The sequence below is a fragment of the Ruegeria sp. D1(2025) genome (assembly GCF_056536425.1).
The window spans coordinates 177,317-200,870 of sequence record NZ_JBQFPO010000006.1 but is presented as its reverse complement, the minus strand read 5'-3'; the positions used below and the strand labels follow the sequence as shown (position 1 = coordinate 200,870).

Here is a 23,554-nt window from a genome sequence, read left to right as displayed (position 1 = left end):
GAATTTGTCATGTCGCTCATTACTTGGTTACGACAAAGTAACCGGCTTCGGACACCGCACCGCCAAGGTTCCAGTTGGTGACGTTGCCGCCGATCCCGGATCTCTCAGTCCTTTGGAACATGATTGCAAAGGGCGAAGTCTGGCGGAATATGGCCTGGATTTCCTCGTACATCTCGGCCCGTTTTGCCGTGTCGGGTTCAATCTTGGCCGCATCGGTCATTGCCGTCAGTTCCCCGGGGTTCCAGGAATTGCGCCAAGCAAGAATCCCGGTGGCCTTTGCTTCGTCCGAATTGTCAGGATTCCAGGCAAAGGTTCCGGCATTGGTCTGCGGATCGGGGTAATCCGGCCCCCAAGCGCCAAGATAGGCGTCCAGTTCACGGGCGCGATACCGGGTCAGCACCTGCTTGGCGGTCCCCACAGTGATCTTCATGGTGATCCCGGCCTCGGCCAGCGTGTTCTGGATGGACTGTGCGATCTCGATACGTTCCTGCGCCTCGCGCACACCGACTTCGAACTCAAACCCCGAAACACCGGCCTCGGCCAGCAATGCCTTGGCTTTTTCCGGATCATAGCTGAACGGATTGTCGTCGACCGATCCCATGTAGGTTGCCGGCAGGAAGTTCTGGTGAACCGCCCAGTCACCCTTGAGGAAACTATCGGCCATCGCTTCATAATCGATCAGGTACTTTATGGCCTCCATGACCTTTGGGTTCGACAGTTCGGGGTGTTTCTGGCTCAGCGAGAAATACATGATCTGACCGCTCAGGGCCGCGTACATGTCCAGGTCGGCGTTCGACTCGACCGCGGCCATGTCTTCAGGGTTCAGGTTGCGTGCGATGTCGATATCGCCTGCCTCCAGCAACAGCCGCTGCGACGCGCTTTCCTGCACATGGCGGGTGATGACGCGTTCCATGGCAGGGGCACCGCCATAGTAATCAGGGTTGGACTGAAGCGAATAGCTCTCATTCGGTTTCCAGCCTGTCAGCATGTAGGGACCGGAACCCGCCGAGTTTGTCGCCAGCCAGGTGTTGCCCATGTCGCCATCCACGGCGTTGGCTTCGACGGTCTTCATATCGACGATGGCGCCGACACCGGCTGTCAGGCAGTTCAGCACAAAGGATGTCGCGTATTTCTTGTCCGTGGTAATCAGCAGCTTGCCATCTTCCACGCGGATCATCTGATCAACGTTTTCAGGGGTGAAACCGAACTGAGTGAGGATGAAGGCCGGTGTCTTGTTCAGCTTGATGACACGGCGCAGCGAGTACGCCGCATCTTCCGCCGTCACCGGGTTGCCGGAGTGGAACTTGACGCCCTCGCGCATCGTGAAGGTGATCGTCTTTCCGTCCTCGGACACGTCCCATTTGGTCGCAAGATCCGGCTGATACCCGGCGTCCAGATCAAGCGGATCGTAATTGACCAGCTTGCCATAAATGTTGCGCGTCATCTCCATGCCGGTGAATTCAAACGACTGTGCCGGATCGGCTGTCGTGATGTCATCGATACGCATCGCCATGACCAGCATGTTGGGCGGCGTTTCGGCAAACGCGGCCGGTGCACCCACAGCCAGTGTCGCCGCAAAAGCTGCGGTGCCGACAAGTTTGGAAAATAACTTCATAGTCTAACTCCCTGTTGATTATGCTCGGGTCTACCCGCCCCAGGTGTCGGTCAGCACGCGCAGCCAGTTTCCGTTGGCTATCTTCGTGATCCGATCTTGTGTGTATCCATGGACCTCCATCGCATTCAGCAATGCAGGCAGCTTTTCTGCTCCGTCGAGGGCATTGGGCACCGTCGCCCCGTCATAGTCCGAGCCCAGGGCCACACTGTCTTCGCCCATGACGTTGATCATATGATCGATATGGGCCAGAACCTGATCCAACGGCACATCCGGGTCGCGACGACCGTCTGCGCGCAGGAACTGGGCCGCGTAATTTATCCCCACGACACCGCCCTTTTCGCCGATTGCGCGCAGTTGCGCGTCGGTCAGGTTCCTGGAATTTGCGCAAATGGCATGGGCACAGGAATGTGTGGCCACCAGCGGCGCATCCGACGTTTCGGCGACATCCCAAAAACCCGCTTCGGTGATATGCGACAGGTCCACAAGAACACCAAGCGTGTTGCACCGTGCGACCAGCGACCTTCCCGCTTCGGTCAGTCCACCGCCGGTATCGGGTGATCCGGGAAAGCGAAACGGAACGCCGTCGCAAAAGATGTTGTTACGGCTCCAGACCGGGCCAAGCGACCTGAGGCCCGCGGCATAGAACAGGTCGAGCGCTTTCAGGTCCGGATCAATCGCCTCGGCCCCTTCCATATGCATGATTGCGCCGATTTCGCCGGACTCGCAGGTTAGGCGCAACTCCGCCGCGTTCTTGCAAATGCGCAGCGCCCCGCGTAGCTCAAGCTGAACAAGACTGCTTGCCAGTGCAACCGATCGTCTCATCGCCGCATCTTGTGGCAATTCCGGCGGCAACGGCACGTCATAGGTCGCTCCGGCCATCAGGCCATCATAGTCGATCGTATCGTTTTCGGATGGCCCCCAAATGGCGAAGAAACCGCCCAGCAATCCGCCGGCCTTCATTCTTGGACGATCAAGATGCCAGTCCCCGTTTCCGGAACAAAACAGCGCAAGAGGATCCGAGGCATTCGAACCGGCAATTTTGCTTAAAACGTCATTGTGCCCGTCAATGGCGAATGGCGGCATCTCGAAAACCCTGGACTACGTGTTCTGTGCATGGTTCCGCTGGTTAGTATCAATTTGCAACAAAAAAATCCAAAACTCCGGAAATGCCTTTCGGAGGGATTGCAATAAAATGAATGCCTTCTGGGGACGCCAACAGGCTATAGGGCGCTTTTTGCCCTGGTCTGCCCATCAGCCCTCGGATGCAGATCATCAATAATGATCACGTGCTGATGAGGCTCATCGCCCTGTAGATGTGGGTGATCCTGCGGCAAATCCGGGTGGTCGTGACGGACAGGTCGGCCGTCATCGGCCGGCCATAGTCGCACGGCCGCCAGAAGACCGAACAAAGCCAGAGCAGACAGTGAGATCATGGCGACAACGGTGCCGAACACGGTTATCAGCCAGCCCGACGCAGGGTAAAAGACCAACCAGCAGGCGTGGGACAATGTGAATTGGGCTGCAAAGATTGCCGGACGGTCTTCGGGATGCGCCGACCGTGTAAGCAGCCGCCCTGTCGGCGTCAGTATCGCGGAATATCCCGCACCAACCAAAAACCAGCCGACCATCAGAGCGGTTTGTGACAGCGGCGTTGCCAATGATGTCAGCGCCAAAGTGAACAGGGTCAGGATGCTCAGCATCGCCCCTAACAGCATCACCTTTCGGTCGGGCACGCTGTTCAGCAGGCGCGGAAGGGTCAATGCGGTCAGCATGGAACCTGCCCCGAACGCCGCCAAGACAACCGCGACAGCGCTTTCTGAAAGGCCAAGATCGCCACGCACGATGACAACGGTGTTGACGATGACCATCGCGCCAGTGGCCGAGGCGACCCAATTCAGTGCCAGCAAGCCGCGCAGGCGCGGCGTTCTGAGATATAGCCGCATCCCGCGCGTTGTCCGATCGTAAATGCCGCGCGGCTTTGCCGGCTTTGGCGACGGCAGCAGCACCGAGACGACCAGAAGCGCCGATGCGACAAACCCGATGCCGGTGCCCCAGAACAGGTTGTCAAAGCTCATCACGGTCAGCAGCGCCGCCGCCAGCATCGGGCTCAGCAGGCTTTCCATGTCAAACGCAAGACGGGACAGCGACAGCGCCTTGGTATAGTCTCGTTCATCAGGAAGAACGTCGGGGATCGTGGCCTGAAAGGCGGGTGTGAACCCGGCCGATGCCGATTGCAGGACAAAGATCAGAACGTAGACCTGCCAGACCTCTGATACAAATGGTAGGGTCATGGCAACCGCGGCCCGGATCAGATCGAGGACCACCAGCATTCGTCTCCGATCGACGCGCTCGGCAAATGCCGCCGCAATCGGAGCGATCGTGACATAGGCCACCATTTTGATGGTCAGTGCGGTTCCCAACACCAGCGCCGCCGAATCCCCTGCCAGCTGGAATGCAAGCAAGCCCAGTGCAACAGTGGCCAGACCTGTGCCCGAAAGCGCCACGATCTGGGCGAAGAAAAGATGGCGATAGGTGCGATTTCTAAGAACTGAAAGCATCGGATTACAGGTACTTGCTGATTGTTTTCAACTCTTCCACGGCCCCTACCGGATCGTCGCCGCCCGTCAGACAATGATCGATATGATCATGGATCAAAGCGCGTTTGGCGTTTGTGATCGCTTTCTCGACCGCGTGCAATTGCTGGGCGATGTCGGAACAAGGTTGCTGCAGTTCCAGCATCGAAACCACTTTGGCTAGATGCCCTTCGGCCCTTTTCAGTCGCGCAATGATTGCCGGATGGGTTGAGTGGATGTGTGTCATGTGGCGAACCTTATCCTCCCCCGGGGGATATCGTCAATCGATCTTCCTTTCTTTTCGAACGGGTCCCGATACTTCGACAAATGGCCACCGTCGGAACAGTTGCGGGCCGTCGAACAACTTCATCTCCGCTGTTGAATGCCCGCCTTATGGCTTCTTATGGCTCAGTCCCTGATGACACGTGAGCCCACCTGAAACGCGGCCCAAAGTCCCGCGCTGCTCCACTATTTTCGTTGAGCTAGAAATTCTCAGCCGATAAGTCTCTTGCATCGCGAATACAAAGGTCAGTTTCTTGGCAAACCCACTCTATGACAGCCTGTTCGGAATTCATGCGGACAAAGACACACCGTTCCTGCATCTCGCGGATGGCAGGGTGATCTCTTATCGCCGCTTTTTGAATACAGCGGCGCAGATCGCGAATGTCACTGCGCGGATGGGGTTGCAACCCGGTGATCGGGTCGCGGTGCAAGTCGAAAAAACGCCCGAGGCGCTTGCCCTTTACGCTGCCTGTGTTCAAGCCGGGTTGGTGTTTTTGCCACTCAATACGGCATACACGGTCGAGGAACTGACCTATTTCATCGAAAACAGCGGCGCATCTCTGGTCGTATGTGACGAACAGAACGAGGACCAACTGAAGTCTGTCAGTACTCCGATGGGGGCCAGCGTTGTGACCCTCAATGCCGATGGCGGTGGCACATTGATGGAACAGGCCGCCGCCATGCCGAACAGCTTTGCAACTGTGGATCGTACAGGAGACGACCTGGCGGTCTTTCTGTACACCTCCGGCACAACTGGCCGGTCCAAGGGGGCCATGCTGACGCAGAACAACCTGCTGTCCAATGCCCGGACGCTGGCGAAGGAATGGCGGTTCTCGCCTGACGATGTGTTGATGCACGCGCTGCCGATCTTTCACGCTCACGGGTTGTTCGTGGCGACCAATGTCTCTCTGATCGCTGGCAGCCGTATGGTGTTCCTGCCCAAGTTCGATCTGGACAACATCATCACACTGATGCCGACGACCACGGCGATGATGGGTGTTCCGACTTTCTACACGCGACTGCTGAATGACGCGCGTTTCACCAAGGAATTGACCGCACATATGCGCCTGTTCATCTCAGGCTCGGCCCCGCTGCTTGCCGATACACATGTTCAGTTCGAGAACCGCACGGGCCATCGCATTCTCGAACGCTATGGCATGACTGAAACCAGCATGAACACGTCCAACCCTTATGACGGTGAACGGCGGGCCGGGACGGTGGGATTCCCACTTCCGGGGGTCGAGCTTAAGGTATGCGACGCAGAAGGCAGTCCGTTGCCCCAGGGCGAGATCGGCGTGATCGAGGTGCGCGGCCCCAACGTGTTTTGCGGATACTGGCAGATGCCGGAAAAAACTGCCGCCGAGTTGCGAGAGGATGGTTTCTTCATCACCGGCGATCTGGGGCGGATAGACGAAGACGGTTATGTCCACATTGTCGGGCGCAACAAGGATCTGATCATTTCGGGAGGCTACAACGTCTATCCAAAAGAGGTTGAACTGGCGCTGGACGACCAGCCGGGTGTTCTGGAAAGCGCAGTCATCGGCGTGCCGCACCCGGATTTCGGTGAAACCGTGGTCGGTGTGATTGTTGCGGAACCGGACGCGCACCCCGATCTGGAAGCGATACAGGCCGCGATCAGCAGCGGTCTGGCCCGCTACAAACACCCACGAAAACTGATCCAACTGGATGAGTTGCCGCGCAATACGATGGGCAAAGTTCAGAAGAACGCGCTACGCGCGCAATTCAAAGACCTGTTCGCGGGCTTGTGACACGATCACCCCGCAAGAGCCCTAGGGGCCTTCGCGTACCATCGGAAGAACCTCAACCCAACCGCTGTGAAAAGAAGATTCTGAGGTCTTCAAGATGAGTCTGAACACCCCTATCAGGTGATGTTGGGCACCACCATCGTTGGAATTGTCGAGCGTCTCAGCACCCGTTTGACGACCGTCCCGATGAAGGTGTGTCCGGTGCCCTGCTCGTGCGTGCCCATGACAATCAGGCCGCAATCCAGCTCGCGCGCGCGCTGCAGGATGGACTCGGCGGGATGCCCGTCAACCAGCTCCACCGAGGCGACAGACGCGTAAGCCTCCTTTCCTTCTTCGGTCAGGGTTTTCACGAACTTCTGCTGGTTCTCTTTCAGCAGTTCCTTCACCGAAGCGTGGCGGTCCCGGATCGCTTTTTTGCGCGATGCATCATCCTGAATGAACATTCGCATCGTCACGATGGCGTCCTGTGTCAGAGGCTCGGTCACGTGCAAAACATGGACTTTCGCCCCATGGGCGCGCGCCATGCTCAGGGCATGGCGCAACGCATTGTTGGCGTTTTCGGACAAATCCGTTGCGAACAGGATGTCTTTGATCTGAGGTAACATGGTTCAGTTCCTTTCTGTCCGCACTCAATACCCAAGCGCCCGCGGCAGCCATAGCGAGATTTCGGGAAAGAACGCTATGATGAAGATGGCGACCGTATTGATGAAGGCAAAGGGCAGCGCTGCAACGGAAATCTTCTCGATTGATATATTGGATATACCGGATGCGATGAAAAGGTTTTCGCCCAATGGCGGGGTTTGGAAACCGATCCCCAGCGTACACACCATCACGACACCAAAGTGGATTGGGTCGATGCCAACGCTGTAGGCCACAGGCAGCATCACCGGAACCAGGATAAGAATGGTTGCCAGCGTTTCCATGAACATGCCCACGAACAGCAGGAACAGGATGACCAGCGTCCAGATCACATAGATGTTGCTTGTGACGGAAAGCATGCCTTCGGCGATCAGTGCAGGGATCTGGTTTTCGACCAGAAGTCGGCCAAACACCGTTGCTGTGAACATGATCAGCAACACGCGCCCCGTCAGCCATGTAGTGGTTTCAAGCGAGGTGAACAGCTTTTCCCAGCTGAGTTCGCGGTAGATGAATGCGCCCACAACCAGTGTGTAGAAGATCGCGACGATCGCCGCCTCGGTCGGGGTGAAGAAGCCCGAATAGATGCCGCCCAGGATCACCACCGGGGCCATCAGGGCCCAGAAACCGCGATACATTTCGCACCAGATATGACGCATGGACCAGCCCTCGGTCGTACCCTTGTAGCCGCTCTTTTTGGCCAGGATGTAGTTCATCAGCAAAAGGCTGCCGGCGATCACGAATGCGGGCATGAAACCGGCGATAAACAGTTTCGGGATGGACACGGTCTGGAAGGTGCCATGTTCGGCAACAGCTTCTGGCGGGGCTGGCATGCCGAGCGCGGCAATGCCGAAGATAATCAGCGGGATGGACGGCGGAATGACAATCCCCAGCCCGCCGGACGATGCGGTGATCGCCGAAGCATAGTTGCGTCCGTATCCCCGATCAATCATGGCCGGGATCATCAGCATGCCGACGGCGGCGGTTGTCGCCGGGCCTGAACCCGAAATCGCGCCGAAGAACAGGCAGGCAAAAACTGTTGCCGCCGACATACCGCCGGTGAAGGGACCAGCAAAGCTTTCGGCAACATTGATCAGTCGCCGTGACAGGCCCGAGGCTTCCATTAATGCGCCCGCCAGAATGAACGCCGGCAGGGCCATGAGCGGGAATGAACCCACGGACGTGAACGCAATCTGGACAAATTTGATCGGATTCTCGTCCAGGACGAGAAAGGTGATCATCGTCGAAACGCCAAGCGCGACCGTTATCGGCGCGCCGATGAACAACAGCAACAGGAAGCCGCCGAACAGGATATATACGATTTCACTGCCCATTATTTTGCCTCCCCAATGTCAGTGTGGTCCACGTCAGCGCCCAGGTCTGCGCGGACTTCTTCCAGATCGATCGCGTCAGGATCACGCAGATCTTCGTCCAGAATGATTTTCTTGTAGTTCACCTGAAGGATACGAATGGTCATCAGGGTGAAGGTGATCGGCAAAACGATGTAGACCCAGCTTAGATGGAACCCCAGGGTCTGGGATGACTGGAACCGGTTCATGCGGTTGAATATGAAGTCGATCGCCAGGTAGACGAAGTAGACATTGAAGCAGATCCAGAACAGATCCGCGAAAGCCTCGATATATTTGATCGCGCGAGGGGGCAGAAACTTGAACTGAAAAGTGACGCGGTTATGCGCACCCATCTTGGCCGCATAGCTGGCGCCGAAAAACACGAACCAAACGAACATATAGACGGACAGCTCTTCAACCCACGAGAAAGAAAAGTTGAATACTGTCCTTACGACCACCTGCAAAAACAAAAGACATACAAAGACTGCCAGAAGAAACCGACAGATGTAGCTTTCTATGTTGTCGACTATTCCCCAGAAGTTTTTCATCGGTCCCTCTCCCTCAGAATGGAAAGCGCCAGTCAGGCGCTTTCCTTTTGTTTTATACTATTTTCATTCCGAAACGGGGTCGCGGCCGATGGCGGCCAGAACGGCGTTCAGCTTTTCAACACCACCGATGCTTTCATAGAACTTCGGCCAGACCGCTGTGGTTGCCAGTTCGATGAACTCTGCCTCGTCGTTTTCGGGAACATGGATTTCCATGCCCTTTTCGACCAGCAGCGCTTTGATCTCGGCTTCCTTGTCGCGCAGGAATTGGGCCGAGGCCTGGGTTGCATACTGCCCGGCTTCCAGTACGGCAGCCTGATCTTCGGCCGACAGACCCTGGAATACCTGCTCGGAAATGATCAGAGGCTCGATCGAGAAGATGTAACGGATTTCAGTCACATAGTCCTGAACTTCGTAGAACTTCATCGCGTTGATCGTGGTGTAGGGGTTGTCCTGACCATCAACAACCTTGGTTTGCAGACCGGCAAAAGTTTCCGACCAAGCCATCGGTGTCGGGCTGATGCCCCACGCCTTATAGGTGTCGATCATGATCTCGTTCTTGGGAACGCGGATGACCAGACCTTCCAGATCCGCAACCGATTTTACCGGCTTCTTGGAGTTCGTCAGAACGCGGAAACCGGTATAGGTCCAGGCAATGATGCGCACACCGGCGTCATTGATCGTGTTTTCGGTCAGTTCCTGCCCAATGGGGCCCTGGGTCAGGGTTTCGGCGTCCTCCAGGCTGAGGATGACGTAGGGCAGCGTGAACACACCTACGGTCGGCGAGAACGGCGTGACGTTGTTGATCGCCAGCAACGACATGTCCAGCGTGCCGATTGCTGCTTCGTTCACGGTGTCCTGTTCGGACCCGAGCTGGCCGTTCAGAAACAGAGTTGCGGTGTGATTGCCACCCGACAGCTCCTCGAGTTTTTCCTTGAAGGCAAGGCCGGTTGCCTCCTGGCTGGAACCGCCGCTGTCGCCCACGGCGATCTTGAAGTTCTTCGCCATGGCCGGCGCGGCAAAAGTCGCGGCGGCAAACGTGGCAGCCAACGCGACAGATGAGAATGATTTGATGAGTTTCATAAGTCCTCCACCTTATTTGTGACGATGGCATCGCATTCCTACGCCTGTGAGTATGGCGCAAACTGGAGTCACCGGTGGGCGAGTTATAAGTTGCAAAAACCGTTGAGGTAATACAAAGTAATCTACGTAAAGTTCGACAAAAGGAAACATTTCAATTCCAAAGAAACTCGCCATTACGCGCATCTCGGATGTGGACATTCGCTTGCTGCAGATATTTCGTACCGTGGTTGCCTGCGGAGGGTTCACCGCCGCCGAGTTTGAGCTCAACATCGGGCGTTCAACTATCAGCAAACACATCTCGGATCTCGAAACCCGCCTGAACCTGAAGCTATGCCATCGGGGACCCGCCGGGTTCTCGCTGACATCCGACGGCCAGCATGTCCTGAAGTCCGCAGACAGCCTGTTTGCCTCAATCGACAGATTTCAGAACATTATCGGTGAGGTTCGCGCCGAAATGGCGGGAAAGTTGAAGATTGCAATCTTTGACCGGTCTTCATCCAACCCGGATGCCGAAATGTCCGAGGCAATTCGACTATTCCGAAACCGCGCGCCGGGCGTCACGCTCGATATTTCGGTCGAACCGCCCAACGTGATCGAAGAAGGTGTCATAAACGGTCGATTCAATCTGGGCATCGTCCCCTTGCACCGCCAATCGCCGATGTTGAACTATTCGCCCCTGTATACCGAAGACATGCGCCTGTTTTGCGGCCAGAATCACGAGCTGTTTCAGCGCGCAGAAACCGAGTTCAAGTTAAGTGAGCTTCGAAAGTACACCTACGCGGGCCTGAGCTTTAACTCACCCAACATGTCGATCCATCAAAAACTGAAACTGAGAAAGTCTGCCTTTGTCCAAAGCGAAGAAGCGTTGGCACTTCTCATCCTTTCCGGTTGCTATCTGGGCTTCTTGCCGACCCATCAGGCACAGCCGTTCGTGGAAGCTGGTCAAGTCCGGGAAGTCCGTTGCGAAGCTGCGGAATATATTTCAAGCATGGCCGCAATCGTGCGCAAAAGCGCTTCGCAAGGGCGCAGGTTGAACGTGTTTCTTGAGTGCCTGAAAGACGCTCATGACAGGTAGGCTATGAAATGCCGGTCCGGTTACTTTATTCGACCACCCAAAGTTAGCGGGATCGGATTCTTCACCATTGAGAGCACGGTGCCCGATTGGTTGGAGCAAGCAGTGTGTCAACTTGTTCAAAGCTCGGGCTCTTGGCATAATTTTATTTCGTTTCCGCCATAGTTGGCGAAACTTCATGACAAGGCTGGCGCAATAAGTTAAGTGTTCCCAAAAGACCAAAATACAATTTCCCGGTGAACTTTGTGGAACAAGTAACCTTTACGTTCGAGATGGGTGTGGTTTGCGCCCTGTTGGCCTTCACCGTTTTCCTGTTTGTTTCCGAAATCGTAAGAATTGACCTTTCCGCCATACTGGTTTTGGTCATCGTCGGCCTTCTCAGTTATGCGCCCGGGCTGGAGAACCTGGCAAATGTCTCTCGACTGTTCGACGGGTTCGCGTCAAACGCCGTTATTTCAATCATCGCGGTCATGATCGTCGGTGCCGGATTGGACAAGACCGGCATCATGAACAAAGTGGCTGCCGTCATCCTGAAATACGGCGGCACAGCCGAGAACCGGGTTTTGCCGATCGTGTCAGGCACTGTCGGAGTGATCTCGTCTTTCATGCAGAATGTCGGCGCGGCGGCCTTGTTTTTACCGGTTGTCAGCCGAATTTCCTCAAGGTCCGGCATTCCGCTTTCGCGACTGCTGATGCCGATGGGTTTTTGCGCCATTCTGGGCGGCACCATGACTATGGTCGGTTCTTCCCCACTGATCTTGCTGAATGACCTCATTCTGACGGCAAATGACGGGTTGCCCGAAGGGCAGAAAATTGAACCGTTTGGACTTTTTTCAGTCACTCCAATCGGCATGGCCCTGATCCTGACGGGTATTGCATATTTTCTTTTGCTGGGGCGCTGGGTACTGCCGACTGAAGGCGCGTCTGATGCAACAGGGACCGGGCAAGGCACGCAAGAATATCTGCAAAGGGTCTACGGCCTCAAGGCAGACGTTTTTGAGGTCATCGTCCCCGAGGACAGCCCCCTGGTGGGGCAGATTCTGGCCGATATCAACCACGAGAACCACCTTTACATCATCTCGACATTCTATCGCGGGAAAACCTCGATGGTGCAGGTACTGACTGCCGAGATTGCCGCACCTTGCCGGCTGGCCATCATCGGGCGTCGCTGGGTGGTCGAGGAGTTCGCGCAGAAGTTCGGTCTGACTGTTCTGCCTGAACTGGATATCTTCGTCGAAGAGTTTGCACCCACCAATGCCGGGATCGCAGAAGTTGTCGTGACCCCGGACAGCAAGCTGATCGGCAAATGCCCGCGCGAGCTTTTGTTCCGCAAGACCTATGGCATGTCTTTGCTGGCGATCCATCGCGGGGAAGAAACGCTCAGCCATGTCGAGACGGATGATCACGCATCAACCCAGATCGGCCTTGAAGCATTTCACGCCGGTGACATGCTGGTCGCCCATACCCGATGGGACAACCTGATGCGGATCAAGCGCGATCCGGATTTTGTCGTTGTGACCACGGACTTTCCGCAAGACGAATTGCGGCCGCAAAAGGTCGGTTGGGCGCTTGCCTTTTTTGCCATTTCCTTGTCGCTGATCCTGTTCACCGACGTCCGGCTGTCACTATGCCTGCTGACCGGAGCGGCCGGCATGATGCTGACCCGCGTGTTGAGTGTGGACGAGGCATATCGCGCAGTTGGGTGGAACACCGTTTTCCTTCTTGCCTGTCTCATTCCACTTGGTCAGGCCGTGCAGAATACCGGGACGGCCGCATGGATTGCGCAGCAGATCATGACCATTCTGGACGGCTGGCCCATTTGGGCGCTTCAGGCTGGGGTGGCAATACTGGCCACAGCTTTTTCGCTGGTAATGTCGAATGTCGGGGCAACCGTCTTGCTTGTGCCCCTTGCGGTTTCAATCGCGGTTGCCGCAGGGGGCAATCCGGGGGTCTTTGCGCTGACCGTTGCCATATCGACCTCGAACAGCTTCATCATTCCGACCCATCAGGTGAATGCCCTGATCATGGGTCCGGCAGGCTACAAGGTCATGGATTTCGTGCGATCCGGCGGGGTCATGACAGTCCTGTTCCTGTTCGTGTCTCTGTTCATGCTCAACGTCCTGTATTGATTTTACAGGCATGTCAGTGACAGCCTTGCAGGTCTTTTTCCTCAGACGGCCGTGATTTTGAACACAAGCACCTGCGACCACTGGATATGACACGATGTGGTCCGGAACCCATTTCGACGATACATGTGCAGATCGTGTCGGGCTTTCTCGAAGCACTCCGAATAAAACGGATCATTGGCGAAATGACCGATCACGGGGTTGAGCATGATCAGGATCGTCTTTCGGGTGATGCGGCAGAACTCGTCCAGTATCAGCATCCAGTCCTGAGGGTGGCAATAATGTTCGATTGACTGCATGCAAATCAGCACATCCTTTGATTTGTCCGCCAATGGATAGGGCGTGCGCCCGGCGTCAAACAGCGTCATTGGAATATCGATTGCTTCGATAATCGGGCGATAGGGCCAGTCGTGTACCTTGTGGTCTTTGGGAATCTGAATGCCGTGATTGTCGGTTTCGCAGACAAACGTCTCGTCGTTCAGGCGACGATGCGTGGATGCCAGTTCAGTTTGTTTGTTGTTGAGCATATTGGGAAAATCATTTCCCAAAACGGTATGGCCAAAGTGCCGGGCAACCTCGAGCATACCGCCATGCGCCGTCGACATCTCGAATATGTCCTGCGGTTCTTCGGGGTACATCAACTCGGGAAGGTAAAGCTGAAACCTGTTCCAGCACCTTCGGATGTTGTTGGCACGATTGATATATTTCCTTTGTACGCGGATCTGCTCAAGCTCGGTATTGTCACCATTGGAATACGGCGTGAGAAGTTCAGCGGGTACCGGATGGTCGAACAGATGGCCGTTATCGCCCATGACCCGTTCAGCACGAACTCGTTTTTCAAGCCTGCGCTTTTCTGCAGCCGTGAACTCTTCCGACATGTATTGGTCCCATCCTTTTGTACCGCGCCTACTCGGGTGTTCTCGACGCCCGAGCGCCGGTACCCGCCCCATTTGGTACAGAACCCGTGCAGCAGACAACACCAAAACCCAAGTCGTGTGTGGTAGTTCTGAGGAATTGTCGCCGAGACGGCACGCAAAACTGAACCGATCGGATTCAGTGCCCGCCGAAATACGCTTCGAGCAGCCTTTTGTCGTTCCGCAGTTCATCCGCAGTGCCGGACGTTTGCATGCGGCCGGACTCGAGCACATAGATACGGCTAGCCAGTGACAGGGCGAAATTGGCGTTTTGTTCGGTGATGACCACGGTCAGGCCATATTCCTTGTTTAACTGACGCACGACTTCGGCGATCTCAAGGCAGATTTTCGGGGCCAGACCGATTGTTGGCTCATCGACCAACAGCAACTCGGGGCTGGTCATCAGGGCCCGTCCGAAGGACACCATCTGCCGTTCGCCACCGGACTGGGTCGAGGTTTCCTGCCCTTCCCGCTCGGCCAGCCGTGGGAACAGCTTGTGGACCATGTCCAGATTGCTTTCGATATCCTCGCGGGCAGTATAGGCGCCCACCATCAGGTTGTCGCGCACCGACATGTAGGGAAACAGGTTGAACCGTTCGGGCGCGTAACCGACGCCGTGGCGCACGATTTCGGCCGGTGATCGGCCTGCAAGACTGTGGCCGCGCAGCCGGATATCGCCTTCCGTTCTGACCATCCCCATTATGCTGTCCAGCAGGGTGGACTTACCCGCACCGTTCGGACCGACGACGGCCACGATCTCGCCCGGCTGGACCGTGATCGAGATGTCTGTCAGCGCCTGCGCCTTGCCGTAGAATGCGGACAGGTTTTCGATTTCCAGATAGGACATCAGGCGCCCCCCAGATACGAGGCCTGCACGGCCTTGTCATTCATCACTTCGGTGAATGTGCCTTCGGCGATCATCGTTCCCCGCTCAATTGCAATGGCACGGTCGATCAGGGGTTCAAGCGCGGGCAGATCGTGGCTGACGATCAGAAAAGTCATGCCGTCCTTGCGCATGGACTGGATGAGGTCCGAGATCTGCGCGATTTCCCCCACCGTCAAACCGGCAAACACCTCGTCCAGCAGCATCACACGCGGCGCGGTGGCCATGGTGCGCGCCATTTCCAGCTTGCGCAGATCGCCCATGGCCAGTTCGGACGGTGTCCGTTGCAGGTCAGCCTCGGTGAAGCCGACGCTCAATGCCAGTTCCCGTTCCCGATCCGTGTCAGGGGATTTGGTGATCATGCGCCAGATGTTGTCAGGCATCAGGCCCACGCGGATATTCTCGGCCACGTTCATGTCGCCGAAGGGCCGCGGGATTTGATACGTGCGGCTGACGCCCGCCCGAATGCGCCGGGACGTGGGCAGGGCCGATATCTCCTGCCCGAAAAGTTCGATCGTGCCGCTGTTCTGTCGCAGCTCGCCCATGATCTGGCTGAACACGGTGGTCTTGCCCGCCCCGTTCGGACCGATCAGACCCAGAGATTCCCCTTCTTTGAGGGAAAAGGACAGACCATTCGTGGCCACCAGCCCGCCAAAGCGTTTGATCAGATGGGAAACTTCCAGCGCCACAGTCACGCCACACCCCCTTTCCGCAGCCGGGTGAATCCGCGCCGCACCAGTTCCACCAGCCCTTTGGGTTGGTACATGTAGAGGATCAGCGCGATGGCGCCGTAGACAAAATACCGCTCGGCCCCCGGCAGGACCGGCCGCAGGTATTCCAGCAGGAAGGTCATGAAGAATGCGCCGATCATCGGCCCAATGATGGTCGATGTACCGCCCAGCAGTGCGGCAACGATGATGGTAAACAGGAAGTTGATGTCAAACAGCGCACGCGGGGCCAGTGATCCCAGATAGTGCACATAGAAAGCCCCGCCCAGCCCTGCGATAAACGCGCTGGTCAAAAAGGCAAACGCTTTCAGCCGGGTGGTGCTGAGCCCGGAGCCGCGCACGCTTTCCTCGTTCATGCCGATCGCTGCCAGCGCTGTTCCCAGCCGGGTTTTCATCAGCAGCCACATGCTGACGGCGACGCTCAGCATCAGGGCGGTCGACAGGTAGTATCCGTTTGCTGCGCCCCGCGTCAGGGTCTGGATACCCGACATCCCGCGTGTGCCGCCAGTCAGATCCGGACGGATCACCTGCACCAGCTGATACAGCAGCTCCATGAAGGCCAGTGTAACCAGTGCGAAATAGCTTCCGCGAATACGCAGCGCAGGCAGCTGCACCAGCAGTCCGGCTGCCATGGTGACCAGCACCGCGACCGGGATCGAGATTTCAACCGGCACATCAAACCGTTTGGTAAGAATGGCGGTCGTGTACGCTCCGATGCCGATCAGGAAAGGGTGGCCAAAGCTCACATATCCTGTTCGCCCGGACAGCACGTCCCAACTGATCGCGAAGATCGCCAAGAAGTTGGCAAAGATCATCGTACGCAGTGTTCCGTTGGAAACGACCTGAGGCAACAGGAACATACCCGCAATCAGACCACCCCAGAGGGCAAAGTGAAACCAGCGCAGCCCCATCTTTATAACTCCTCACGGCCAAACAGGCCCTGCGGGCGGGTCACCAGAACACCAATGATCAGCAGCATGGTGAAGACACCGCGCAACTCGGGCGCAAGGGTCGCCACCACGATGACTTCAAGAAAGCCGACGATGTGTGCGACAACCAAGGTCCCGATGATCGACCCAATTCCGCCCACGATGACAACGGCCACCGAGATGATCAGCGGGGCGACCCACATGGATGGCGAAAGCTGCGTGTAACTGGCGAAGAACACACCCCCAAGTGCCCCCAATGCCCCCGAGATGCCCCAGGTGATCAGGTTGATCCGGTCCGGGTCGATCCCCGAGATAGCAGCCCCCTTGGCGTCCATCGAAACCGCCTGCATTGCCCGCCCGGTGTGGGTGAGCCGCACGAAAGCGTATAGCCCCAGAAGGATGGCCCAACTAATGAGCGTTGCAATCAGGATGTTGTATGTGACGGACGCTCCGGCAACGTTGATCACTCCGGGCACGATGGGCAGCAGGATCTTACTGCTGTCGCCAAAGACCAAAACGATCCCGGCCTGTATCACGACCGCAAGGATCAGCGTCGATATTTCGACCGCCACATGATCACCTTTGAGCGTCTTCACGATCAGGCGGAACTTCAGAATACCCATCAGAACGCCCATTGCGGCGGCCACGACAACGCCCATGAGCTTGGGCATCCCCAGCGTTTGCGATACCCAGAAGTAGATGTACCCACCGACCATCAGATAGGCGCCATACGCCAGATTCAGAACACGCCCTATGCTGAAGATCAGCGTGAAACCCATTGCGATAAGCGCATAGAGACCACTGAGCAAAAGCCCCTGGATCAGTATCTGCAACATTGAGGTATCCCTGGCTGCGGGCGCACGCTGTCGCGCGCCCGGTTCAAGCTATGTGGACGACCGGATCAGTTTTTGACCCAGCTTGGCAGGGTAAACTCGCCCGTCGCGTATTTCTCTGGGTACACAACAGCGGCGGTTCCGTCCTCGTACCACTGCACGACAACCATGGACGGTGCGGCGTCATCAAACGGCTCGGACAGATCAAAGCGGATATTGTGCGGATAGGTACGGCCGGTCACGGGTTCGACCTCATCATCGCCCCAGAAGGCATAGCGCAACCACAGCTGACCATCCATCTCCAGGACCAAATCCTGCTTCTTCATCGCATCGGCCCAGCCTTCGACATTGTCGAAACCGCCAGCCTCTTCGGCAGCAGCCATGGCCTGCTTAAGACCGTGATAGGCGTTGAACCCGTTGAAATGCGGCAGCAGCGGGCGGCTGTCATACTTGGCCTGATAGGTGTCGACAAAAGCCTGGCTTGCCGGATCCAGCCTGAACCCGACCGAAGGGATCGGGGACAGGGTCGAAATGCCGCCGCCGGCGCCGCCCGTGTCTTCCCAATACTCCATTCCCAGCGCGGATACGTTGACGCCCGTCATCGCCATCGGCACTTGCAATTTCACATATTGCGACGACACAACCTGAGAGTTAACGGACGAAACCTGATAGATGAAGTCGGCCCCTGTATCCTGCGCACGGCTGAAGATCGGCGCGAAATCGACAGTGGCCACATCATACGTAATGATATCCTCGACCTCGATCCCGGCGACCGGTGCAAGCGCTTCGGTCACAAGTCCGGTGATCGCTTCGCCAAAGGCGGTGTCCTCGGCCAGAATGACAACGGAATCCCAGCCCATCTTTTCCTTCAGGACATCCGCGCCGAAATTGATGTAAAGCGTGGCCAACGCCTCGTCCGAGGCGATGTTCATGAAATAGGGCGCCATGCCCTCGGGATCTTCGACCACCATGTCGATGATGCCGATATAGGATGTCCAGGTGTCCAGCGTCGGAATGCGGTATTCCTGCATCCGGGGCAGCCAGCCAAGCGACACATCGTCGATCGAGCCCGATATGATGAAATCAACCTCTTCGGTCTCGGCCAGGTATTCATAAGCGCGCACGCCTTCGGTCGGATCCTGCCCGGTATCTGCAGAGACCAGTGTGATCTGCTCGCCCATCACGCCGCCATTGGCGTTAAGCTCCTCAATCGCGACTTCTGCCCCGCGAAGGGTCGACAGCCCGGTGTCCGAGGAAAGCGACCCAATAAACCCAACCTTAATTTCTGCTCCGGCCGTCGAGGCCATGAGCGCGATGCATGTTCCGCTAAGTAGCGCTGTCTTGATCATCAGTTTTGCTCACTGTGTCTCATTATGCCGTTCTTGTATTCTGTATACAGTACACAAGAAGATGGATCGATCAAATCCTTTCTTGAAAACTCATGTTCAGAATCCGCCGATTTTACCGCTTTCATCGTGGATCACGGCGTCCACATCGATTTCCACCATCAGACCGGGTTGGGTCAGGCCTGCCTGAACAGCGGTCAGAACCGGATCGATACCCTTGAAAAACTCTCCGTGCACACGCGCGAATTCGCCCGCTGTTGACAGATCGGTCAGGTATGCGCGCACCCGGCCCACATGGCGCAACTCTGCCCCGACAGCCTTAAGCGCGTCTTCGGTACGGGACAGGATATACCGTGTTTGCGCGCCCACATCGCCTGGTGCATGAATACGCCCTGTTGGTTCAATCGCGGTCGTCCCGGCGACCCAGACAAATGGTCCGATCCGCTTGGCGCGGGAATACGATGCGACCTCTTCAAACCGCCCGCCGGACTTCCACGACCGAAGGGTCACAGACCCAGCCTCAGCCGGATCGCATCAGCTGCTTCTTGCAGCCCTGCCTGTTCCTGGTCCGTCAGGCGCAGTTCCTCGACCTCGACCAGTCCACTGGCGCCAAGATGTGCGGGCACGCCCAGCACCACGCCATCAATTCCGTATTCGCCCTGCAACATAACAGACACCGGAACCGGACCGGACCGAGCGCCCCTGATGTGATCGATCAGTTCAATCGAGGCATGGGCCGGGGCAATCGTCGCCGAACCGGATTTCTTGAGCGCGACGACCTGCCCGCCGCCTGTGATCGCGTCCTGTACGCATGCTTCAATTTGATCCGGTGACAGAAAGACCTCAAGCGCCCGTCCCTTGATCCGGGCGCGACTGGGGATCGGCGCCATTTCGTCGCCATGACTGCCAAGGGTAAAGGCCTCGACGTCAGCGGGAGAAACCCCCGCGGCCGCGGCAAGTGCGTTGCGGAACCGGCTGCTGTCCAGTGTTCCCGCCATGCCCAGAACCTGTTCGCGCGCGAAGCCTGTGGCCCGCAGCATCTCGACCGTCATTTCATCCAGAGGATTTGTTACGACAATCACGATGGCGTTTGGTGCGGCTGAACGGATCGCTTCTGCCGACTGGCGGATCACACGCGCGTTCACATCTATCAGGTCAGCACGGGTCATGCCCGGGCGGCGTGCGCGCCCGGCGGTTACGACGACCACCTCGGCACCTGCAACCAGATCCAGAGATTCCCCTCCGACGCATCGGACACGGGCACCAGTGATGCCGGATGTGTGATTGAGGTCCAGCGCTGTTGAAGCTGCCAGACCCGGAGAAATGTCGATCAGGGCGATTTCATCCGCGATATCCGCCATAGCTGCCAGATGTGCGATACTGCCACCAACGCCGCCTGCACCGATCAGCGCCAGCTTGCCCAGCCTGCGGGCCTTACGCGGTGCCCGCGCAGGCGCAACCCATTTGGGTGAACGACGATAGAGCACGCGGCGCATCGAAACGGCGCCATCTGTACGTGGTGCCTGTGGCCGCTCCAGCGGTCCGTCCACCAGGGTGATGCCGATGCGCTCCGCCGTTTCCCGGGCCAGCGCCGTGACGATGTCGCCGGGCAGAATTTCGAACACGATCCTGCCACGACGGCGCGCGTCCTCGACCGCGTCCGAGCCTATGACCCGCGAAGCAGCCATCAGCCTGCCTGCCCGTCCACCGCCTCGATGGCGCGGGTTGCCGCTTCGACGGCGGTTTTGACCGAGTTTTCCGACCCCGAGATGAACAGGCGGCCAAACCGGCCCACGGCGCGCACTTCGACGATGTCGATCTCGGCTGCCTTTTCCGCCTCGTTCGCGGCGATCGAGATGTAGGCGGCTGGCGCGCATTCGACGATCCCCAGTGTTTGTCCGGGAACGATGAGGGCGCCCTTGCGCCATTTGTTCAGCAATTGCGCCTGATAAGGTTCAACGCTTGTGATGATCTGTGTCGAACTGATTGCGGGTTTCAGACGGTCCGACATCGAAGCCCCAAGTTCGGCCAGCATCGCATCGCGGGCCGCAGACACCTCGGCATTTGAAGGTGAGCGCAGGATAAAAAACCCGAACTCTCGTTCCACCATCTGCGTTGTTGCCTCTACCGAAGACGCCTTGAGCGCGCGATCGATCAGCGAAAACACCCCGTTGCCCGGTGCAAACTCTCCGATCAGCACTGTGTCCCCGGACAAAGGCACCGAGCCCTGCACCGTCGCGCCGTTGTAGGCCGCGAATTTCGGTTGCAGGTTGTCGATCTGCATCAGCGCCCGGATCGTGATCTCGCTCATGCGCCATACTCCTCGTAAATGTCGCGCCAAGGTCTGCTTTCATAAGCGACCCGCTTGATGTTGATGAGATGCAGGGCCGTCACGTTGTCCGACGTGATCGACCCCGACCACGTGCCAGTGCCCAGCATGAAAGACGGCTCCAGATCTGTGGAATAGCCCATGCCACCCATGATCCCCGGCGTGTTCACCAGCACGCGTCCCGTGGGTACGGTGGCAAAGCGGGCGACAATCTCGGGGTCGTCCGAATGGATCACCGAAGAATGTCCCCAACCTTCGAACCGCGCGATGGACTGCGCCAGTTCGATGCCGTGGTCGGTGGATTTCGCCTCGTAGAAAGCCAGCACCGGGTTCAGTTTTTCCGCCGATAGCGGGCGTTGCCAACCCACTTCGGTTTCTTCAGAGACCAGACAGCGGGTGCGCGGCGGAATCGAGAAACCGGCGGCATCGGCCAGGGCCTGCGGGCTTTGCCCGACCCTATCGGGGTCCATTGCCCGCGCACCCTTGAAAATCACTTTCGCCAGTCGATCCGCCTCGGCCGGGGTGCAGAAATAAGCTCCCTTCAGCTTGAGTTCGTGCCGCAGGTCACGGGATATTTCCGGGTCGGCCACCACGGCCTGTTCGCTGACACAGGCGGTGCCGTAGTCGAAGCTTTTTGACGTGACGATCATTTCGGCCACTTCCGCCAGATCGCGCGCCTTCGATTTGTGCACATAACACGGCACGTTGCCCGCCCCGACCGCCAATGTCGGCTTGCCGCTGGAATAGGCGGCCTTGACCATAGCCGGACCACCTGTCGCCATAACAACCGACGTACGGCGGTGCTTCATCAACTCGGCCGTGCCCTGAATGGTCACTGCATCCAGGCATTGGATCAGCCCCTTGGGTGCACCCATCTGTTCGGCCACCCGCGCCATGATGCGGACGGTTTCGATCCCGCACCCCACGCCTCGCGGATGGGGCGCGCAGACAATCGCGTTGCCCGCTTTCACTGCTGACAGCACTTTGTAGATGATGGTTGAAGTCGGGTTGGTGACCGGAATAAGGGCGGCCACAACGCCCATCGGTTCCCCAAAGGCCGCGACTTTTGTGGCATCATCCCGCCACAACAGGCCCAACGTCGTTACATCCCTCAAATAGTCCGCAACTGACAACGCGTTGAAAAGGTTCTTGACCCGTTTGTCCGGGACATTGCCATAGCCGGTTTCCTCGACCGCCAGCCGCCCCAGCCGTTCAGCCTCGGGTTCAACGGCGCGGGCCATGGCGTCCACGATGGCATCTACTTGTGCCGGATCGGTCCCGAGAAAGGCCCAGTAAGCCTCGAACGCCGTTTCGGCAGCGCGCCGCGCGGCGGCGATGGATTTCAGATCTGCGTCCATCACGAGGCTCCAGTGGCAATAGTGTCAAAGATACGACGCGCCTGATCGACATCGCCTGCGGTTATTCCGATGGTTTCAAGCCGGCGCCCTGCCGCCGCGACGTCAGCGCCAAGAATACGGTCTGTCATGGTGATCAGACTCTCTGTCAAAGGAACGGGCTGACCGGCCAACCTTGCAGCAGACACCAGCGGGACCAGCGAGCCAAGCACACCGTCACGCATTAGGTGGCGTGCGGCCTGTCGATCCGGCACAGGCCGGGAACCAGACCCCCGTTCAGCCCCGGCAAAGGTGGCGACCCAGTCCGACGTTTCCGGCAGGTTTCGGACTCCAAATGCAGCCGCGACCTGTCTCCGTTCCTCGGCCAATCCTTCGATGACGGCGATCTGATCGGTGCCGATGAGAGAGGCAAAAGTCTGGTTTGCCTCCAGCGGAACGCCCCCCATCGGAACATCGGGGCCGCCGTTGCCCATTCCCTGCCCCCCAAGGGTCAGGGCAGGTATCTCCACGGCCGCGGATAGGTCATGAAATCCGGAAGCCAGGACAGAATCAACCGGGTGAAGGTTCGGCAGAAAACGGTTCAGAGCTTCAAGGATGTTGTTGCGGCCGCGTGGCAGCGTTGCCGCCGCCATTGGTGCGGCTGTGGACAGGGTCAGCCCAGCACCTTCGGCGTTGAACCAGTAGGGCAAACCCAGAATTTCAACCAGCGTCACGTCCGCCCGACACCCCCCGATGCGCAGCATCCAGGCGGCTTCAACAGCGCCCAGAGACCGCCCGGGGGCCAGTACTAGAACCTGGCCGTCACTCAGGTGATCAGCCAGAACCATGGCATAGGTACGCTGCTTGTGAACGGGTCCGGTCAGAAAGATCACTTGTGCGTCCCGAACAGCGGCATCCAGTTCCGCTGTTGTTTGCACCGATGGCCCGTCCCGGTTCACCTGATAGGTGCCCACAGGACCGTCACCCCTGATACCAATGCCCGAAGATTGGGTCAGCAGCGAAAGTTCGGCTCCATAGGCCGAAAACAGTGTGACATCGGCCCCTTCAGCCAGACACAGCGCTGCCAAAAGGCGGGCATCCGGTCCGCCGCCCAGCACTGCAAAACGCTCAATGCTGCGCGCGGCAGGGGCGTCGCGGGTGGCGCCCCGCGTCACCGCACGGGTGAAATCCTCAAATCCGGCTGACATAAT

Annotated in this window: 22 protein-coding genes; 3 read left to right on the top strand and 19 right to left on the bottom strand. The window is 57.7% G+C overall.

Annotated features, from left to right (window positions below; genetic code table 11):
* Positions 1-19: 19 nt before the first annotated feature.
* The 4 genes from ACR1XU_RS15635 to ACR1XU_RS15620 all read right to left on the bottom strand — a co-directional run bounded on the left by ACR1XU_RS15635 (position 20) and on the right by ACR1XU_RS15620 (position 4,435).
* The gene (locus ACR1XU_RS15635) at positions 20-1,615 is read right to left on the bottom strand and encodes an ABC transporter substrate-binding protein (protein WP_170611775.1); all 1,596 of its coding nucleotides are present in this window, start codon (positions 1,613-1,615) and stop codon (positions 20-22) included.
* Between the two features lie 30 nt (positions 1,616-1,645).
* On the bottom strand, positions 1,646-2,698 hold the full coding sequence (locus tag ACR1XU_RS15630) for a dipeptidase (protein ID WP_170817090.1): 1,053 nt from the start codon (positions 2,696-2,698) through the stop codon (positions 1,646-1,648).
* A gap of 137 nt (positions 2,699-2,835) precedes the next feature.
* Entirely contained in the window at positions 2,836-4,173 is a 1,338-nt protein-coding gene (locus ACR1XU_RS15625; RefSeq protein WP_480908752.1) for an MFS transporter, read from the bottom strand.
* A gap of 4 nt (positions 4,174-4,177) precedes the next feature.
* Positions 4,178-4,435, bottom strand: a complete 258-nt coding sequence (locus tag ACR1XU_RS15620) for a metal-sensing transcriptional repressor (protein WP_480908753.1) — start codon at positions 4,433-4,435, stop codon at positions 4,178-4,180.
* A gap of 289 nt (positions 4,436-4,724) precedes the next feature.
* Here ACR1XU_RS15620 and ACR1XU_RS15615 point away from each other — a divergent pair, with 289 nt between their 5' ends.
* A complete protein-coding gene (locus tag ACR1XU_RS15615; protein WP_480908754.1) occupies positions 4,725-6,239 on the top strand; it encodes a malonate--CoA ligase in 1,515 nt (504 codons plus the stop codon).
* 113 nt (positions 6,240-6,352) lie between these two features.
* Here the strand turns inward: ACR1XU_RS15615 and ACR1XU_RS15610 are convergent, their stop codons facing one another.
* From ACR1XU_RS15610 to ACR1XU_RS15595, 4 genes are all read right to left on the bottom strand, one after another.
* The gene (locus ACR1XU_RS15610; protein WP_170611758.1) at positions 6,353-6,841 is read right to left on the bottom strand and encodes a universal stress protein; all 489 of its coding nucleotides are present in this window, start codon (positions 6,839-6,841) and stop codon (positions 6,353-6,355) included.
* Between the two features lie 24 nt (positions 6,842-6,865).
* Positions 6,866-8,206 (bottom strand): TRAP transporter large permease, encoded by a 1,341-nt coding sequence (locus tag ACR1XU_RS15605; RefSeq protein WP_170611756.1) that lies wholly within the window; start codon positions 8,204-8,206, stop codon positions 6,866-6,868.
* Positions 8,206-8,769 carry a TRAP transporter small permease gene (locus tag ACR1XU_RS15600; protein WP_170611754.1) on the bottom strand — a complete coding sequence of 188 codons (564 nt, stop codon included), beginning with the start codon at positions 8,767-8,769 and terminating at the stop codon, positions 8,206-8,208. Before ACR1XU_RS15600 ends, ACR1XU_RS15605 begins: the two co-directional genes overlap by 1 nt.
* 63 nt (positions 8,770-8,832) lie before the next feature.
* Positions 8,833-9,849, bottom strand: coding sequence for a TRAP transporter substrate-binding protein (locus ACR1XU_RS15595; protein WP_170611752.1), 1,017 nt, complete (start codon positions 9,847-9,849; stop codon positions 8,833-8,835).
* Between the two features lie 202 nt (positions 9,850-10,051).
* Between ACR1XU_RS15595 and ACR1XU_RS15590 the strand changes: the two genes are divergently transcribed.
* Positions 10,052-10,924, top strand: coding sequence for a LysR family transcriptional regulator (locus tag ACR1XU_RS15590; RefSeq protein WP_170611749.1), 873 nt, complete (start codon positions 10,052-10,054; stop codon positions 10,922-10,924).
* Between the two features lie 269 nt (positions 10,925-11,193).
* Positions 11,194-13,050, top strand: coding sequence for an SLC13 family permease (locus ACR1XU_RS15585; RefSeq protein ID WP_170611855.1), 1,857 nt, complete (start codon positions 11,194-11,196; stop codon positions 13,048-13,050).
* Between the two features lie 41 nt (positions 13,051-13,091).
* On the opposite strand, the gene ACR1XU_RS15580 is transcribed toward ACR1XU_RS15585, so the two are convergent.
* From ACR1XU_RS15580 to ACR1XU_RS15530, 11 genes are all read right to left on the bottom strand, one after another.
* Positions 13,092-13,925, bottom strand: a complete 834-nt coding sequence (locus tag ACR1XU_RS15580) for a hypothetical protein (protein WP_480908755.1) — start codon at positions 13,923-13,925, stop codon at positions 13,092-13,094.
* A 175-nt stretch (positions 13,926-14,100) separates the two neighbouring features.
* Positions 14,101-14,808 (bottom strand): ABC transporter ATP-binding protein, encoded by a 708-nt coding sequence (locus ACR1XU_RS15575; protein ID WP_170806730.1) that lies wholly within the window; start codon positions 14,806-14,808, stop codon positions 14,101-14,103.
* Positions 14,808-15,539 (bottom strand): ABC transporter ATP-binding protein, encoded by a 732-nt coding sequence (locus ACR1XU_RS15570; RefSeq protein WP_480525894.1) that lies wholly within the window; start codon positions 15,537-15,539, stop codon positions 14,808-14,810. The genes ACR1XU_RS15575 and ACR1XU_RS15570 overlap by 1 nt, the downstream gene beginning before the upstream one ends.
* Positions 15,536-16,483 carry a branched-chain amino acid ABC transporter permease gene (locus tag ACR1XU_RS15565; RefSeq protein ID WP_480908756.1) on the bottom strand — a complete coding sequence of 316 codons (948 nt, stop codon included), beginning with the start codon at positions 16,481-16,483 and terminating at the stop codon, positions 15,536-15,538. Before ACR1XU_RS15565 ends, ACR1XU_RS15570 begins: the two co-directional genes overlap by 4 nt.
* A gap of 2 nt (positions 16,484-16,485) precedes the next feature.
* Positions 16,486-17,337 carry a branched-chain amino acid ABC transporter permease gene (locus tag ACR1XU_RS15560; RefSeq protein WP_480908757.1) on the bottom strand — a complete coding sequence of 284 codons (852 nt, stop codon included), beginning with the start codon at positions 17,335-17,337 and terminating at the stop codon, positions 16,486-16,488.
* Between the two features lie 65 nt (positions 17,338-17,402).
* Complete coding sequence (locus tag ACR1XU_RS15555) at positions 17,403-18,683, bottom strand: ABC transporter substrate-binding protein (protein ID WP_480908758.1); 1,281 nt, start codon at positions 18,681-18,683, stop codon at positions 17,403-17,405.
* 96 nt (positions 18,684-18,779) lie between these two features.
* The gene (locus tag ACR1XU_RS15550; RefSeq protein ID WP_170611735.1) at positions 18,780-19,190 is read right to left on the bottom strand and encodes a Rid family hydrolase; all 411 of its coding nucleotides are present in this window, start codon (positions 19,188-19,190) and stop codon (positions 18,780-18,782) included.
* A complete protein-coding gene (locus ACR1XU_RS15545; RefSeq protein WP_480908759.1) occupies positions 19,187-20,368 on the bottom strand; it encodes a malate dehydrogenase in 1,182 nt (393 codons plus the stop codon). The genes ACR1XU_RS15550 and ACR1XU_RS15545 overlap by 4 nt, the downstream gene beginning before the upstream one ends.
* A complete protein-coding gene (locus ACR1XU_RS15540) occupies positions 20,368-20,991 on the bottom strand; it encodes a BMC domain-containing protein (protein WP_170611731.1) in 624 nt (207 codons plus the stop codon). The genes ACR1XU_RS15545 and ACR1XU_RS15540 overlap by 1 nt, the downstream gene beginning before the upstream one ends.
* A complete protein-coding gene (locus tag ACR1XU_RS15535; protein ID WP_480908760.1) occupies positions 20,988-22,367 on the bottom strand; it encodes an aldehyde dehydrogenase family protein in 1,380 nt (459 codons plus the stop codon). The genes ACR1XU_RS15540 and ACR1XU_RS15535 overlap by 4 nt, the downstream gene beginning before the upstream one ends.
* Complete coding sequence (locus ACR1XU_RS15530; RefSeq protein WP_480908761.1) at positions 22,367-23,551, bottom strand: hypothetical protein; 1,185 nt, start codon at positions 23,549-23,551, stop codon at positions 22,367-22,369. The genes ACR1XU_RS15535 and ACR1XU_RS15530 overlap by 1 nt, the downstream gene beginning before the upstream one ends.
* Between the last annotated feature and the right edge of the window lie 3 nt (positions 23,552-23,554).